General features: G+C 68.7%; 15 protein-coding genes and 4 pseudogenes. 9 read left to right on the top strand and 10 right to left on the bottom strand.

The window, feature by feature from the left end:
• Nucleotides 1–218: 218 nt before the first annotated feature.
• From OG309_RS37720 to OG309_RS37700, 5 genes are all read right to left on the bottom strand, one after another.
• A complete protein-coding gene (locus OG309_RS37720; protein WP_329428011.1) occupies nt 219–1,076 on the bottom strand; it encodes a hypothetical protein in 858 nt (285 codons plus the stop codon).
• A 583-nt stretch (nt 1,077–1,659) separates the two neighbouring features.
• Nucleotides 1,660–2,142: a hypothetical protein gene (locus tag OG309_RS37715; RefSeq protein ID WP_329428009.1), complete on the bottom strand. Its 483-nt coding sequence runs from the start codon at nt 2,140–2,142 to the stop codon at nt 1,660–1,662.
• Between the two features lie 70 nt (nt 2,143–2,212).
• Nucleotides 2,213–2,758 carry a hypothetical protein gene (locus OG309_RS37710; protein ID WP_329428007.1) on the bottom strand — a complete coding sequence of 182 codons (546 nt, stop codon included), beginning with the start codon at nt 2,756–2,758 and terminating at the stop codon, nt 2,213–2,215.
• Nucleotides 2,755–3,297, bottom strand: a complete 543-nt coding sequence (locus OG309_RS37705; protein WP_329428005.1) for a hypothetical protein — start codon at nt 3,295–3,297, stop codon at nt 2,755–2,757. Before OG309_RS37705 ends, OG309_RS37710 begins: the two co-directional genes overlap by 4 nt.
• Nucleotides 3,298–3,552: 255 nt before the next feature.
• Complete coding sequence (locus OG309_RS37700; RefSeq protein ID WP_329428003.1) at nt 3,553–3,945, bottom strand: protein-tyrosine phosphatase family protein; 393 nt, start codon at nt 3,943–3,945, stop codon at nt 3,553–3,555.
• Between the two features lie 246 nt (nt 3,946–4,191).
• On the opposite strand from OG309_RS37700, the gene OG309_RS37695 reads away from it, so the two are divergent.
• Nucleotides 4,192–4,482, top strand: coding sequence for a hypothetical protein (locus OG309_RS37695; RefSeq protein WP_329428001.1), 291 nt, complete (start codon nt 4,192–4,194; stop codon nt 4,480–4,482).
• Between the two features lie 393 nt (nt 4,483–4,875).
• On the opposite strand, the gene OG309_RS37690 is transcribed toward OG309_RS37695, so the two are convergent.
• Both OG309_RS37690 and OG309_RS37685 read right to left on the bottom strand, forming a co-directional pair.
• Nucleotides 4,876–5,400 carry a hypothetical protein gene (locus OG309_RS37690; RefSeq protein WP_329427999.1) on the bottom strand — a complete coding sequence of 175 codons (525 nt, stop codon included), beginning with the start codon at nt 5,398–5,400 and terminating at the stop codon, nt 4,876–4,878.
• Complete coding sequence (locus tag OG309_RS37685; RefSeq protein WP_329427997.1) at nt 5,400–5,951, bottom strand: matrixin family metalloprotease; 552 nt, start codon at nt 5,949–5,951, stop codon at nt 5,400–5,402. Before OG309_RS37685 ends, OG309_RS37690 begins: the two co-directional genes overlap by 1 nt.
• Before the next feature lie 141 nt (nt 5,952–6,092).
• Between OG309_RS37685 and OG309_RS37680 the strand changes: the two are divergent.
• The 3 genes and pseudogenes from OG309_RS37680 to OG309_RS37670 all read left to right on the top strand — a co-directional run.
• Nucleotides 6,093–7,425: pseudogene (locus OG309_RS37680) on the top strand (glycoside hydrolase family 15 protein); the annotation flags it as partial.
• Between the two features lie 252 nt (nt 7,426–7,677).
• The gene (locus tag OG309_RS37675) at nt 7,678–8,589 is read left to right on the top strand and encodes a cupredoxin domain-containing protein (protein WP_329428749.1); all 912 of its coding nucleotides are present in this window, start codon (nt 7,678–7,680) and stop codon (nt 8,587–8,589) included.
• A gap of 170 nt (nt 8,590–8,759) precedes the next feature.
• Nucleotides 8,760–9,401 carry a DUF305 domain-containing protein gene (locus OG309_RS37670; protein WP_329427995.1) on the top strand — a complete coding sequence of 214 codons (642 nt, stop codon included), beginning with the start codon at nt 8,760–8,762 and terminating at the stop codon, nt 9,399–9,401.
• On the opposite strand, the gene OG309_RS38235 is transcribed toward OG309_RS37670, so the two are convergent.
• Nucleotides 9,311–10,348 carry a Mu transposase domain-containing protein gene (locus tag OG309_RS38235; protein ID WP_443067622.1) on the bottom strand — a complete coding sequence of 346 codons (1,038 nt, stop codon included), beginning with the start codon at nt 10,346–10,348 and terminating at the stop codon, nt 9,311–9,313. The genes OG309_RS37670 and OG309_RS38235 overlap by 91 nt on opposite strands.
• A gap of 29 nt (nt 10,349–10,377) precedes the next feature.
• Between OG309_RS38235 and OG309_RS37660 the strand changes: the two are divergent.
• Both OG309_RS37660 and OG309_RS37655 read left to right on the top strand, forming a co-directional pair.
• Nucleotides 10,378–10,556, top strand: a pseudogene (locus OG309_RS37660) (IS630 family transposase); the annotation flags it as partial.
• Nucleotides 10,557–10,612: 56 nt separating this feature from the next.
• A complete protein-coding gene (locus OG309_RS37655) occupies nt 10,613–10,909 on the top strand; it encodes a hypothetical protein (protein ID WP_329427992.1) in 297 nt (98 codons plus the stop codon).
• A gap of 139 nt (nt 10,910–11,048) precedes the next feature.
• Here OG309_RS37655 and OG309_RS37650 read toward each other — a convergent pair whose 3' ends face one another.
• A complete protein-coding gene (locus OG309_RS37650) occupies nt 11,049–11,813 on the bottom strand; it encodes a hypothetical protein (protein WP_329427991.1) in 765 nt (254 codons plus the stop codon).
• 198 nt (nt 11,814–12,011) lie between these two features.
• Nucleotides 12,012–12,179: pseudogene (locus tag OG309_RS37645) on the bottom strand (GNAT family N-acetyltransferase); the annotation flags it as partial.
• A 423-nt stretch (nt 12,180–12,602) separates the two neighbouring features.
• Here OG309_RS37645 and OG309_RS37640 point away from each other — a divergent pair.
• The 3 genes and pseudogenes from OG309_RS37640 to OG309_RS37630 all read left to right on the top strand — a co-directional run bounded on the left by OG309_RS37640 (nt 12,603) and on the right by OG309_RS37630 (nt 13,796).
• The gene (locus tag OG309_RS37640; protein WP_329427990.1) at nt 12,603–13,328 is read left to right on the top strand and encodes an SMI1/KNR4 family protein; all 726 of its coding nucleotides are present in this window, start codon (nt 12,603–12,605) and stop codon (nt 13,326–13,328) included.
• 74 nt (nt 13,329–13,402) lie between these two features.
• A pseudogene (locus OG309_RS37635) lies at nt 13,403–13,540 on the top strand (NUDIX domain-containing protein); the annotation flags it as partial.
• 37 nt (nt 13,541–13,577) lie between these two features.
• Complete coding sequence (locus OG309_RS37630) at nt 13,578–13,796, top strand: hypothetical protein (protein ID WP_329428768.1); 219 nt, start codon at nt 13,578–13,580, stop codon at nt 13,794–13,796.
• Nucleotides 13,797–13,914 lie beyond the last annotated feature (118 nt).

Raw genomic sequence — 13,914 nt, 5'->3', positions numbered from 1 at the left:
AGGCAAGCCGTGCCAGGTGTCGATGTCTGGTAGCGGTTGCCCACGTGCGTCTCCGGGCGCTTGAGCGGTCACGCCTAATACTCACCGATCTGACGGCTGAAAGCGCACTCCGAGACGGTGATCCGCTGGGCGGTGATCGGCATCATGGTCCGCCGGACTCACTCGCGGCTGGCCCGCCGCCTGCCCTGGCGTACGCGCTGCAACTCCTCATTCTCGACTCATGCAGTAGTCGGCTCGCCACGGATCCTGGCGAGGAGTGCGCGTGCCTGGTTGTGGCGCGGATGCGCCGGATCCAGTTGCGCCGCGCAATCGTCGACGGCCCGTCGTGCCTCCTGCTCTGCCCCCTCGTGTCGGCCGAGTCCATGCAGGGCCATGGCTATGGCGATCCCGAGCGCGCCCGCCTCGGAGCGTGGCTCGTCCCGGTCAGGGCCGGCACGCCCGGCCTCTTCAAGGGCCTCCGCATACCGCTGTTGCCCACACAGCGCGCGCACCAGCCAGGTCCGCAGGGCAGGCGCCCAGCCGTCGGCCATCCGCTCCAGGTTTCCCCGGGCCACTGCCTCGGCCTCCTCGTAACGGCCCTGTTCACACAGGGCTGCGGCGAGACCGATCAGGGCCCCCGACTCGGTCGCGGCCACGCGCACGAGGTGTCGCAGCCTGGCCACCTCACGCAGCACGGACCGTGCCTCGGTCTCGGCTTCGGCGAGCCTTCCCTGCTGGAGGAGGACGGTCACTCGACTCATCCGTGCCCCGAGCAGAATCTGACGGGGCCAGCCCACCGTTGCGTTCGACTCCTGGATCAACGCCTCCAACTCGTCCAGGACGTCCACGCCGCGTCCCAGGGCAACCGCCGCTTCCGTAGCCACGAGGATGCCCCACCATGCCGCCAGCAAGCGTCGCTCCGAGCCCCGTCCGCGGACCGCCGCGAGAGCACGGCCCTTCTCCTCGGCCTCCTCGTACCGGCTTGCCGCGATCAGCGCGTCGGCATCCTGGGCCGCCACGACATGCCACGGTGCCGCCCAGCCCCTCGACCACATCCGCCACAAGGACAGCGTCCACAATCGTCGATCGAACATCACGAGCCGCGAGCGTACGTGCCCCCTGCCCACACTCACACCCCAGGGCACAAGGAGCCGCCGCCCACGTCAGCTCATGGCCCGCTCCCCACATCCCAAGCAGTCACAATCCGGACTCTCGGTCTTCGACGCCCTGAGAGAGGATCGCGTCGGTCCACGGGGTGAGGCCCGCGGCGAGGATGTGCTGGGCGAGGGCGTCAGCGTTGGAGGCGGTGATCCACAGCCGGGCGACGCAGTGCTCGCCGTCTCCCCCACAACCACCTGCAGCGCGGCGGCGAGCTTCGCGGCGGCCCCCACCCGCACCGGACGGCCACAGCCAGGCGAGAGGTCCCCAGCGTAGCGGCGAGCACTGGTGGAACGGCGGCGAACGGCGCGATCCCGGACGGCCTACGGTGGAGATTTGGCCGGGTGAGCGCGCCTGTGTGCGCACTGCTGGAAGCCGTTTCGGGCCACGGCCCGCAACGATGCCCAGTACCCTTCGGCGGCGTGTGCAAGGCCGCCGAGCGCCGATGTCGCCGCCACTGAGGCCGTCGCCGTTGGCCTGATCCTATGGCTCCGCGAGCCCGCACCGTGAATGTCTCTTCTCTCAGCGACCGGGCGACGGGACGGCAAGTGCGCTCGGCGGGATCCCTTGCGCCTCCAGCCGGGACAGGAGTTCCGCCTCCTGTCTCTGCGTAACTGTTGTCCACAGTGAGGTCCCCGAATCGCTGGCGCTGAAGACCAACTGGTCCCCTCGCCAAGCTTCAGAGTTGATCGCGTGGGGAACCAAGTCCAGCAGCAGTTCGAACTGCGCGTCATCACGGACTTCGATGTCGATGCCCATTTCGGGGTCGGCGCGTCGGGAACGAGTGCCATCTGTCACCGCCTCCCGAGCCAGGGACAGCACGCGTTCGTAGGAACGCAGCACCGCGGGTGGCCAGGGATCGTCGCTGTAGGCGTCGAGGTGGGCAGAGTCGATGCCAGAGCGCAGCACACGAAGCGCCTCACGGTGCAGAAGCTCGACTTCCGCCGGGCTCAATCCATCCACCATTACGACTTCGCGGGCCACGCCGCCATGCTGATTGGTCACGCGCATGACCTTCTCACATGCAGATCGCCGCGCTTCAGGACGCTGCAACATGCTCTCTACCAGACACGCCCTAGTCACCGCCGACGACGTCGTTGCAGTGCCCAGGCGCCCTGCGGGTCTGGTGGGTGATGGCGTCCTGCCAGCGGGCGCGCTCCTGGCTGAGCCGGTCGCCATCGGCCGGCGTCGCGAACAGGACCTCCTGGACCTTCGGGCTACCCGTGCCGCCCCAGTCGTCGACGCCGATCACGTACCGGTGCCCGGCGGTCAGCGGCTCCCGGTGAGGGCCCGTGGCCTTGAAGCCTCCTCCCGGGGCGCGGAAGACGACCTGGTCGACGGTGGCCTGTGCCGCGAGGCCCCCCTTGAGGGTCTCCTCAACGCGGATCTGGGAGAAGACTTCCACATTGGTCTCGTTGGGCTGCTCCTTCACCCGGTGATCGACCATCACGACGGCCACATGGTCGGCGAGGCCTGCCTTGTCCCGGTCGGTGTCGTCGACAGGGACGCAAACCGCGCTGGTGGTGGTGTCGCCGTCCTGGGCGGCGAGCACGGCGGCGGTTGTCGAACCGGCGAGGACGACAGCCCCGGCGATCCACAGGAGTACGGTGCGCTTCATCATCCCCACAGCTTCTTCAGGTTGGCCTGGTCGACGGCGGTCGGCTTGTCGACGTCGCTCTTCTTGTTCCACATCGCCGTCAGGTAGTCCTCGGACTTGTGGCACAGGCCCAAGGCGTGGCCGAGTTCGTGGAGGACGACGTTGCGCTGGAACGCCAGCCTCATGGCGTCGAGGTACCGTTTGTTGAGGTAGATGTAGTCGGTCTCCGCGATGCCGCCGCGGCGCTGCCAGTAGCCGCCGAGGTTGTCGGCCTTGTCGTAGTCGCGGAACTCCAGATCGTTCACGGTGTCCACGACGTCCGGCGCAATGTTGATCGTCCGCAGCTTGTTCCACTCGGTGATCGCGTGATTCCGGAGGCTGTCGTACTTCGAGGCCTCGGTCCACCGGATCTCGCCCTCGTCGACGGAGGAGTCCGCCCGCGTCTCGGACTCGCCGCTGACGCACGGCGCGGCAGCCGGTGCTACAGCTCCGTACGGTGCGTTCACGGTCGCCAGGGCAAGGACCATGCCGGTGATGACAGGCGCCGTCACCTGCGATAACACGGCGGTGACCTCCTCAGGATGCGGTGAGGGGACGACCGTAGCGGCCAGCGAGGACGGCGCGCCCGGGACGGCCAGGCGGATCACCCGAACGAGCAGAGGCGCCGCGGAACCTGCGGAGCGAGTACGGCTCCTGGTGCTCCGCGCCGCAACTGGCCGGCGGCGCCGAGTAGACGCTTCGGCCCTTCCTCTGCGGGCTGCCCCGGGGTGAGGGTTCGCGATACGTGCGCTGCCGATCTCAGCTTGCCCTCGATCCGGTCAGGAGGGTGCGTCCAGGTCGGCGAGCAGGTGGACGACATGGAGGCCGGTGTTGAGGTACTCCTCGAAGAGCTTGTTGTTCAAGGCCGCGGGGGATCGTTTCTGCCGGACGGTGTCGACGGCCGTCGGCGCTTCGTGACCGAACTCGATGAGCGTCCGAGCGACGACGAGGCCTGAGCGGTTGTAGCCGGCGTTACAGCGGACCAGGACCGTGCGCCTGTCCTGGACGGCCCGGGCGGCGATGCGGGCGAGCTGCTGGACCGTGCGGATCTGTGCAGCGACGAGCGGACCGTCAGGAATTTCGGCGACCAGGTGGTCGATGCCCGGATCGGGTCCGTGACCGGGGCGGGTGTACAGGCTGATGACCAGACCGAATTCGTTCCTGACGACCACTGGACGGCTTTGCCCCGTAGCGTCGGTCCATTGGTGACCGCCCATCCACAGCCCCGGCAGGACCTCGTTCCAGGGGGCGTGTGGCTCCGGCACGCCGCGGTCCTTCTGACGCGTCTTCACTGATGCTCCCTTCTGCCGCGCAGGATCTCCTCAAGACGGCCGCCTCTACAAGCCCCGCTGGGCGGCTGGGCCGTTTCTCTCGGACCACCTCGAAGGCGAGCAGCAGCGGGCGATACATTGCACGCCGTGGACATACCCAACTGGCTGGCCTGGATCGCTCTCGGCGTGGCCCTCCTGCAGGTTCTCGCCCTCGTCCCCACGGTGCGCCGGACGCGCGGGCCGGACCCTGCGGTGCGCTCCAAAGCGCGCCTCGACCTGCTGGAGACCGTCGGCACCCTGCTGCTCCTCGGGAGCTTGCTGTTGAGCCTCATGGTGGCGGAATCCTGGTCCTGGCTCGGGCTTGCCGGCCTCGTACTCATGGCCGGCGTCTACGCCGTGAAGGGGATCCGTCTACTCCGCGCCCGACACTCGGCCTGATCCGCACGTAGGACACGTTGATCGGGCCACGTGCGAGGCTGGTAGCGGTGCCGCAGCGTGGTCACCGCCTCCGGTCCTTCAGATTCACGTTCGGACTCGCCCCCGACGGGCTTCACGGGGTGCCTGGAAAGCAGGTGGCTCAGCCCTGGAGTACGCCTTGGCGGATGAGGCGACGCTCTGTGGGATCCCTCAGCGCCAGGTGACGGTCTATCGGCAACTGTTCGTCGCGGCAGCGGTCCGGAAGTTGCTCAGAGCGCCGGATGAGGGCAGTCGAAATGGGCGGACGTGGAGAGAGCCGTCTGTGGCGGCCGGGATCGCGGGGCCCACACGTCCGCCCTACACAGGCCGAGCGCAACGACCCGTCAAGGGTCCCCTTGCACGCGCCAAGCCTGCCTACGGCACGGTGACGACGTCCCGGCACCCGGGCGCGGCTCGCTTCGGGTTCTGGTGGGCGACGGCGTCGGTCCAGCGGGCGTGCTCGGCCTGGAGCTGGTCGCCGTCGGCGCTGGTGGCGAAGAACGCGTTACGGCCGATGCCGGTGTCCCAGTTGTGGACTCCGATGACGTAGCGGTGGCCGGGGACGAGCGGCTGCTGTTCGAAGGCTGGGCGGGCGCCTTGGGTGACGTCCTGATCGATGGGCATGATGGCGGGCGGGTTCCCCTTGAGGATCTCGTCGACCTTGACCTGTACGGTGACCCGCTGGACGCCGTCGGGGCTGCGAAGGGGCCGGGACTGCTTTTCGGCTGTGACCACGGCGACGTGGTCGACGAGGCCGGCCTTGTCCCGGTCAGAGTCCATGACGGGTGCGCAGGAGGCGCTGACTGTGACGTCGTCGTCGAGTAGCACCATCGTGGCGGTGGTCGCGGAACCGGCGAGCACGAGGGCTCCGGCGAGCGAGAGGAGTACGGCGTGTTTCATCAGCCCCAGATCTTTCTGATGTTGGCGACGTCTACGGCGGTCGGAACGGTCTTCGGGCTCGCGGCCTTGCGCATGACGGAGTCGACGGTGTCTGCCTTGTGGCACAGCCCGAGCGCGTGCCCGAGCTCGTGCAGCACGATGTTCTTCTGGAAGGCCGGCTCGTTCTTGTAGGCGCCGTCGAGCCAGTGCTTGTTCAGGTAGATGTAGTCGGTCTGCGCGATGCCGCCGTGCCGTTCGTAGTAGGCGGCGGTGTCGTTGTTCTTGGAGTAGTCGCGGAACTCGAGGTCGTTGACCGTGTTCACGGCATCCGGGGCAATGTTGATCGTCCGCAGCTTGTTCCACTCGGTGATCGCGTGGGTGCGCTGGCTGTCGTACTTCGACGTCTCGGTCCAGCGGATCTCGCCCTCGTCGACGGCGGAGTCCGCCCGCGTCTCGGACTCGCCGCTGACGCACGGTGCGGCAGCCGGTGCTACAGCTCCGTACGGTGCGTTCACGGTCGCCAGGGCAAGGACCACGGCGGAGATGACAGGCGCCGTCACCTGCGATAACACGGCGGTGACCTCCTCAGGATGCGGGTGAGGGGGCGACCGTAGCGGCCAGCAGGGACGGCGCGCCCGGGATGGCCAGGCGGATCACCCGAACGAGCAGAGGCGCCCGAAATTTGCGCCGTGCTCCCCTGTCCCTGATGCGGGAGCGGCTTGCAGCAGATGGCTTCCGTCCTGTCCCCGCGGTTCAACTACGGTCACGCGCAGCCCTGGATCGACGCCGAGGCGGGTCTGTTCTTCGCGATCGCCGGCCAGGACGCCCTGTGGCTCGACACCGCCGCTGAGGTCACCGTCAAGGACAACACCCTGCACAGCCGCTTCAGCCTCGCGGCCGGGGAGCGGATGGTGTTCACGCTGTCCTGGCGGGCCGTCCCCGGACGGGCCGCCGCCGCGCATCGACCCGCAGGGCGCCCTGGAGCAGACCGCGGAGTTCTGGCGGACGTGGGTCGCCCGCTGCACGTACGAGGGGCCGTACCGCGAGGCCGTCGTACGGGCCGTGATCACGCTGAAGGCGCTGACGCACACGGCGAGCGGAGGGATCGTCGCCGCGCCGACCACCTCGCTGCCCGAGGAGATCGGCGGCGTCCGCAACTGGGACTACCGCTACACCTGGCTGCGTGACGCGTCCGACTCGCTGAGCGCGATGCTGCGGGCCAGCTACCGCGAGGAGGCCGCAGCCCTGCTGCGGTGGCTGGTGCGCACGGTTGCGGGCGACCTGGACAAGCTGCAGATCATGTACACGATCCGCGGCGGGCGTCAGCTGCCCGAGCGGGTCCTGGACTGGCTGCCCGGGTACGAGGGGTCGGCCCCGGTACGGGTCGGCAACGGGGCAGTGCACCAGCTGCAGCTGGATGTGTTCGGCGAGGTCCTGGAGTTCATCGCGCTCGCACACGAGCACGGCATCACCCTCACCGCGCCTCTCCAGGCCCTCGTTCGCGGGCTCATCGACCGGCTCAAGGAGCAGTGGCGCCAGGTCGACGCCGGGATCTGGGAGGTCCGCGGCGAGCCGCGGCACTTCGTCCACTCCAAGGTGATGGCGTGGGTGGCCGTCACCCGCACGATCCGCCTCATCGAGGCCGGAGCCCTCGACATGGACGCGACCGAACTCGCGGCGCTGCAAGACGAGATCCACCGCGAGGTGTGCGAGAAGGGCTTCGACCCGCAGCGCAACACCTTCACCCAGTCCTACGGGTCGGTCGAGCTGGACGCCGCGCTGCTGCTCATCCCCCGCACCGGGTTCCTTCCCGGCGACGACCCCCGAGTCATCGGCACCGTCGACGCCGTGCGCGCCGCGCTGGCCACCCCCCAGGGGCTGATGCGCCGCTACCCCACCGCCGGTGCGCGCGAAGCTCTCGACGGGCTCACCGGCGATGAGGGCCGGTTCGTGCTGTGCTCGTTCTGGCTGGCCGACGCACTCGCCCTGACCGGCCGGGTGGACCAGGCACGCGAGGTGTTCGAGTACGTGCTGTCGCTGCGCAGCACCACCCATCGTCTTCCTGCTGCCCTTCATCGACCTCGGCATCGAGCAGAGCCCGATGCTCCACCCCCAGCCACCCGCCTGGGCCCATGTGCTGCCCGGTTACGGCCCCGGCCGCGTCCTTATCGACGCCGCCGTCACCCCCGCCTTCGACGAGGCCGGCGCCCTGCTCCTCGGTCTCGGCTGGCTGACCGCCCTCACTCTGGCCGCCGCCGCACTCTTCCACCACACCGGACACACCGCCGGAGGCAGATCATGAACACCACCGGCCGACGCACGGCCCGGCGTGCCGACTTCCAGCTCCGGCCGTCGCGGCGGCGGGCGCTGCTGGGGTCCGGCGCGAAACGACGACGGCGAGGACGCCAGCTGGGCCGTGCTCCTCGTTGGCCGCGCAGCTTCGCCGCTGCCGAGTGGCGACGCACCGCCGCGAAAGCACCGCAGCGACGTGGCCGAGGCATGGCTGGTCAGCCGAAGACTGTGCCTGGGGCGTGTGCTGACGTACGTGGCCATGGTGCTGGCCGCCTTGGCCACCGCTTCTCTGGGGTGGCCCGCGACGGCTTGAGTCTCTCGGAGGCGGCGAGCACACCGCGACAATGGCTCCGAGTCGCCCCCGAATCGGAGGACGGCGTCCGGCCTTCGTGTAGGGCCGTGATGCGGGTGGCGGTACGTGCCTGGCGGACGCCGCATGGGCGGGCAAGGCTGAGTGCGTCGGCCGCCCGTCGGCCGTGCCTGCCCACAGTCAGCCCTCGCCGAAGGGGCCGCCCCACATGTCACGTTTCCGTCCTTGGTCCCGTCAGATCGCCCGGGCTGCGGGAGGAGCTCACCCTGCTCGCACTGGCCGGCTGCTCGAACGGGGGTGGGACCGCCCCTCCCTCCCCCCGCCACTCACCCGCGGCGACCGGCGCGAGCCCCGTCACGGCGCGCATCGTGATCAAGGACTTCGCGTTCAGCCCGACGGATCTCCAGGTCCGCCCCGGGACGCAAGTGACCGTCACGAACCGTGACTCGGCACCGCACACGGTGACCGCGACCGGGGACCAGGCGTTCGACACCGGCTCCATCGCAGGCGGAGCGACGACCACCTTCGCCGCTCCATCCGTGCCCGGCAGCTACCCCTACCTCTGCACCGTCCACCCGCGCATGACAGGCCGCCTCACCGTGACCTGACTCCGCTGGCACGCCCTCAGTTCCGGCGCAGGGCGCGCCCGCCTGCGGGAGGGCCCCGCCTCACCCGCGCCATCTGCTGCGGATCCCGGAAAACGCCGTGGCGTGCGGGGCCGCTGGGCTCACAGCCCACGTCGTAGCCCGATCCCCCACCCAACCGGGAGCTGTGCACCATGGACACGAACCTATTCCCTACCCGCCGTGCCGCTCTGGCCGCGGCTGCGGCCGCGGCCGCGCTCGTCCTGACCGCCTGCGGCGACGACGGCAACACCACGACCAGCGCAACCGAAACTCCCACGGTCGCCACCCCCTCCGCCCCGGCCACCGTCCCCGTGGGCGAGCACAACCAGGCCGACGTCACGTTCGCGCAGGGCATGATCCCGCACCACCGCCAGGCCATCCTCATGTCCGAGATGGCCCTGACCCGCGCCTCATCCGCCGAGGTGAAGGCCCTGGCCGAGAAGATCAAGGGCGCGCAGGGCCCGGAGATCGCCACCATGACGAGCTGGTTGAAGGCGTGGGGCGAGGAGGTCCCCACGGGCATGGACGGTATGGACGGCATGGACCACGGCGGCTCCGGAATGCCCGGCATGATGGACGAGCAACGCATGGACGAGCTGGACAAAGGCTCCGGCACGGCCTTCGACACCATGTTCCTGACGATGATGATCGAGCACCACGAGGGCGCGGTCGAGATGGCGAAGACCGAGAAGGCCGAAGGTGCCTACGGCCCCGCCAAGACGCTCGCCGACGAGATCATCACGGCCCAGACCGCGGAGATCGCCCAGATGAAGACGATGCTGGGCAAGAGCTGACAGGAGGGCAGGCGGAACGCGCGGCGCTTCGACACCGGCGCTCCCCCGCGGTCGGAGTCGTTCGGCGTCCTGCCCGTCAACAGAGACGTACGCGCCCGGGTGAACAGGCCGCCGCACGGCGGGTCCGTGATCGAGGCCCCCCTCGCATGTCCCACACTCTGCTGGTGACGGCCGTAGCGGGGGTGCTGTCCCTGACGCCACGAAGGGCGATCGTCATGCGCAAGGATCCATCCAGCCCGAGGGCACGAACACGGAGGCCGACAGGTTGCCTCACCCCTGCCCCGCGTACGGGGCTGACCGGCACGGTCGCCACTCTGTTCTTCCTCACAGTTCCCGGGGTCGCCTGGGCGGATGAGATGGAGAGCGATGAGGCCGCGGTGCTGGTCGAGCAGGCCATCGCCCTGATCGCCAACGACGCGGGCGAGGCGCGGGTGGCTGAACGGATCGAAGACGCCTTGGAGGCACCACGCAAGGAAGGGGTCGACCTGGCACTGGTCAGCCGGGCCCTCGACGTCGTCGAGCGTCCGGGCCAGGACGGGGCCGCCCCGAGCGAAACCCGCGAACTCCTTGTGCAGACCGTCCCGGTGGCTCTCGTCGACGACACGGGCCCCTCGGCCGATCGCCCGCGGATGGGTGGCCAGCAACGTCTCGCCGTTGGCGGCCGCGATGGTGGAATGCAGCATGACCTGTGACTTCGTGGCCCGGATCTCCACCAACTGACGTGGTCGGACCCTGAGGGCAGGTACTGAGTAGAGATTGCCGCCGAAGGCGACCAGACAGTCCTTGCCGACAGGCCGCAGATGCCGCTCGGCCACCAGATACGGATTCTCCGGAAGCGGCTTGAGAGCCGCGTGGTCGCGGGCCGCCCGCTCTCCGATGATCTGCTGGTGGGTCCTGTGGGCCTGAGCCCGCCGCTGTGGGACCCAGGTGATGAAGGCGGCGTCCATCTCCTCGACGGAGGAGAAGGACCGGCCGACCGCTGCGGCAGTTCACCGTCGCCAACTCCAACCACCACACCACACCGTCCAGACCCGGGCCCTGCACGCCTACCTGCGCTGGCGTAACAAGAACGCCCGTCACCCCGACGTGCTCGCCGCCCAGCGCAAGGAGCGCACCCGTGTCCGTAGCGAGAAGGGCCTCCGCTGGGGCGGTCGGCCTCTGCCCAACGCCGCACGAGCAGCGAGGCCGACCAAGAGCAGTACCGTGCCGGCATGCCAAGCAAGCGACAGCCGTACTGGCGCACCCTCGGGACACCGGCAACCCTGGTCCTGTACCGAACGCCGGGCAAGTGGCGGTACGCCGTCTACTTCACCGGACCAGCTGGCGTTGCCGACGGCGCGCTCGCTGGTCCTCCGTCCTCGTCCGAGCCTGATCTCGCGCAGACGGCCCTCCTCCAGAAAGCGGAAGAACTCACCCGCAGACAGCTTGAGGTCCTCTGGAGCGAATCCGACCAACTGGACTGCTGGACTGGCACGGTCGCCAGCGTAGGCTCTCATCCACCGGACTGAACCCGGCGAACCAATGCGGTCAGAGCACTAGCAAACGCTGCCGATCACACAAGGCGCGTCATGAAATGACCTTGGCGCCGGGTCACGGTGGGATGCGAGCACAGACACAGGAGAGTTCGCGCTCCTCAGCTGCCGTCTCTCAGGAGCCGGGTAGGCCGAGGAGGCTGAGCAGCTGCTGGCTGGCCTGGAATGCGCTGCCTGCCGTCAGGAGGAACCGGTGGATGCGACCCAGGGCCACATCGCGGGCTTCGGCGTCGGGGGCGGCGAGGGCCGATTCCAGGTTCCCCGCGTAGCTCTCGGCGACGTCCGCTTCCGCCTGCGTGGCCTGGGCGGCGTCTTCGCGCAGCTGGTTCGCCAACCGCTGGTGGAGGTTCCGGACCTCACCCTGACGGTCCTGGTACATCGAGGCGTTGCCCGCACCGAAGGACGCGTTGAAGGTGTTGTCGCCCTGTTCGGTGGTCTGGTTGACGTTGATGTTCGAGGCGTTGGCCCCGCGGCCGGCGTTCGCCATGTTCTCCCTCACTCCGTTTGGTGTTGCCCGGTACCGGTACGGGTTGTAGGGGTGGTTGGCGGTCACGAGTTGGTGGGCCAGGTCCAGAGCGGCGAGTCGGCCCGTGATCAGGAAGACGTCGCCCGCGTTCCAGCCGCGCCGGGTGAAGTACCCCTCCATGTCCACGAAGACCCCGGCGACGCTGCCGCTCAGGGCGCACACCTCGTCCAGGGCTTCGAGTGCCAGCGCGTTCTGGCGGTCCAGAGCGATCGTGGGGAGCGGCAGCGCGGCTTGGTAGGAACGCTCGCGCTGGGCGCGTGCTTCGGCCGTACGACGTCTGTTCCGGGAGACCGCAGCGATTGAGAACACCGCGCCGCCTATCAGGAGGAAGGGCAGCAGAGTGAATACGCTCACGGAGGCAGCCTTCCGTCGCGGGACGCGGTGCACGGGACGCGGAGACGGATGTTAGAGACTGCTTCGGGTGCGGACAAGGGTGTGATCCAGCCTGGCCGCTCAGCCCCAGGGCGACGCGAACGCGCTCCCGTCCGCGTCCGCAGCGAGAATGGCATGCGCTGGGGAAGACGGCCAATCGTCCAGATGGCTTGAAGCACCTCAAAGCTCTTGCTTCCCAGGGCACCACACGTACCGGATGTCCGGCTCGCGTTCCTCGTTGCGGTGACCGTCGGTGTGCTCAGTGGCGATGAATCCGTGCCGCTCACAGAAGCGACGTGGTGACTCGTTGACCTGGAACATCCGCAACGTCAACCCGGTCGGGGCACGACGGACGACAGGCTATCGATCTCCACTGTGGCGCATGCGCACAGACACATGACACGACCGCATGAGAGTTCTCCGCGACGCCCGGACCAGGACTGAACCCGGTGATCGTTTCCGGTCAGAGCACTAGCGTCCCAAGCTGTAGCTCCTCCTGGCCATTTCCGGAGCCGGAACTACGCAGCCTGCGCTTGCCAGAAGGGGCTTCTCACCCGGCGCAGCGAGGCATGCTCAAACTGCCGGGCAGCTTGGCATTCTCCACGAACTGCGCGAGGGTCCCTGTTGCACGAACTCGGCATCAATCGTTCTTGGACGTCGAACGCTGCGATGACTCTCCGCGACCGCTCCCCAAGTTCTGTGCCAGAACCGACTTCCGAGAGCACCTGGTCGGCTTGTCGGGGCAATGAGCAGGACGGATATCGTCCTGGCATGACACAAGGGTTCGATCTTGCTGCATCTCTCGCCCGAGGCGTCGACGGCCGCAGCGGTGCATGGAGCTTCATTCAGGGCTTCGCCGCCCACTGGGCCGACGCGCTGCAGAGCGGCGACGGGTGGACGGAGGCCGATCTGGCCGCGGCGGAGGAGAGGCTGGGCGTCCAGCTGCCGACGGCGATGCGCGAGGCGTATCTGCTGTTCGGGCGCCGCCGGGATCTCACCAGCAACCATGACGAGCTGCTCAGCCCGGCAGAACTGCATGTTGATGACGCCAAAGAGGCCCTGGTCTTCCGGCACGAGAACCAGGGAGCCGCATCCTGGGGCATCCTCCTCGAACGACTCCGGGACGACGACCCTGCGGTGTTCATCCGGCTCGACTTGTCCGACAAGATCGCCGAGCGGTGGGAGGGCTGGATGGAGCGTCTTTCCCTGTGCTTTATGGAGATCGTTCTGTCCGAGTCTGTGCAGGCCGACGGAGAGTCCTGCGACTTCCTCGACCCTGATGGCGCCAGCATCGAGCTGCTGCAAGAGACCTGTGTCCAGCTGCCGTTCCCGGCCTATCCCATCGGGGAGGAAGAGCACGCGACTCGTTGGTTCCTGGGCCAGGACGTCCTGCTACGCAGCGACGGCATGGCCGTCCTGGCTCGTGGCCGGACGCCCGAAGACCTCGACCGCGTCCGTGACCTGATTCCGGGCGACTGGCTCAACGACTACCGCTGACCGCGTCCGAGGTCACTCCTGAGGAGAACCTCCTGTCCGACAAGGTCACCAAGGCCAAGGCGCTGTGCTACATCGTGCGCGACGGCCGACTGCTGGTCCACCGCCACGTCGACTTCCCCTGGGAGGAGGTCGGCGCCCAGGTCCCGGCCGGCAGCATCCGAGAGGGCGAAGCGCCCGAGGCGGCGGCGCTGCGCGAGGCCCGCGAGGAGACCGGCCTCGCGGACTTCAAGATCGTGGCGCAAGCTCGGCGTGACCGCGTACGACATGGGCCCGTACCGGGCCGAAATCCAGGAGCGGCACGTCTTCCACCTGGAGCTGGCCGAATCGACCCCGGAGCGGTGGCCGAGCCAGGAGGACCACGACGGGCACGGTGAGACGAAGCGGTTCGAGTGCTTCTGGATCCCGCTGGAGACCGCTCACGTGCTCCAGTCCGGACAAGGCGCACTGCTCGGACGCCTGCGCGACTGACCCACCCCCATTCGTCTCGCAGGGCGGTGAAGGCGGTCGCGGCGACCAGCCGCCACCGCTGCACCTCGCCGGGGCGCAACCGGAGGGTGGGGTTGACGGTGCCGTTGACGGCGAACGT

Origin of the sequence: Streptomyces sp. NBC_01268 (assembly GCF_036240795.1) — a bacterium.
In the GTDB taxonomy this organism is placed as follows: domain Bacteria; phylum Actinomycetota; class Actinomycetes; order Streptomycetales; family Streptomycetaceae; genus Streptomyces.
The sequence above is the reverse complement of the archived record's forward strand: the minus strand, read 5'-3'. Positions and strand labels throughout refer to the sequence as shown.

What these genes read in the sequence shown, in the direction of transcription:
- OG309_RS37655 (WP_329427992.1), top strand. Translation starts at nt 10,613, where the DNA reads ATGCCAAGCAAGCGACAGCCGTACTGGCGCACCCTCGGGACACCGGCA.
- OG309_RS37690 (WP_329427999.1), bottom strand. Translation starts at nt 5,400, where the DNA reads ATGAAACACGCCGTACTCCTCTCGCTCGCCGGAGCCCTCGTGCTCGCC.
- OG309_RS37710 (WP_329428007.1), bottom strand. Translation starts at nt 2,758, where the DNA reads ATGATGAAGCGCACCGTACTCCTGTGGATCGCCGGGGCTGTCGTCCTC.
- OG309_RS38235 (WP_443067622.1), bottom strand. Translation starts at nt 10,348, where the DNA reads ATGGACGCCGCCTTCATCACCTGGGTCCCACAGCGGCGGGCTCAGGCC.
- OG309_RS37640 (WP_329427990.1), top strand. Translation starts at nt 12,603, where the DNA reads ATGACACAAGGGTTCGATCTTGCTGCATCTCTCGCCCGAGGCGTCGAC.
- OG309_RS37670 (WP_329427995.1), top strand. Translation starts at nt 8,760, where the DNA reads ATGGACACGAACCTATTCCCTACCCGCCGTGCCGCTCTGGCCGCGGCT.
- OG309_RS37675 (WP_329428749.1), top strand. Translation starts at nt 7,678, where the DNA reads ATGAACACCACCGGCCGACGCACGGCCCGGCGTGCCGACTTCCAGCTC.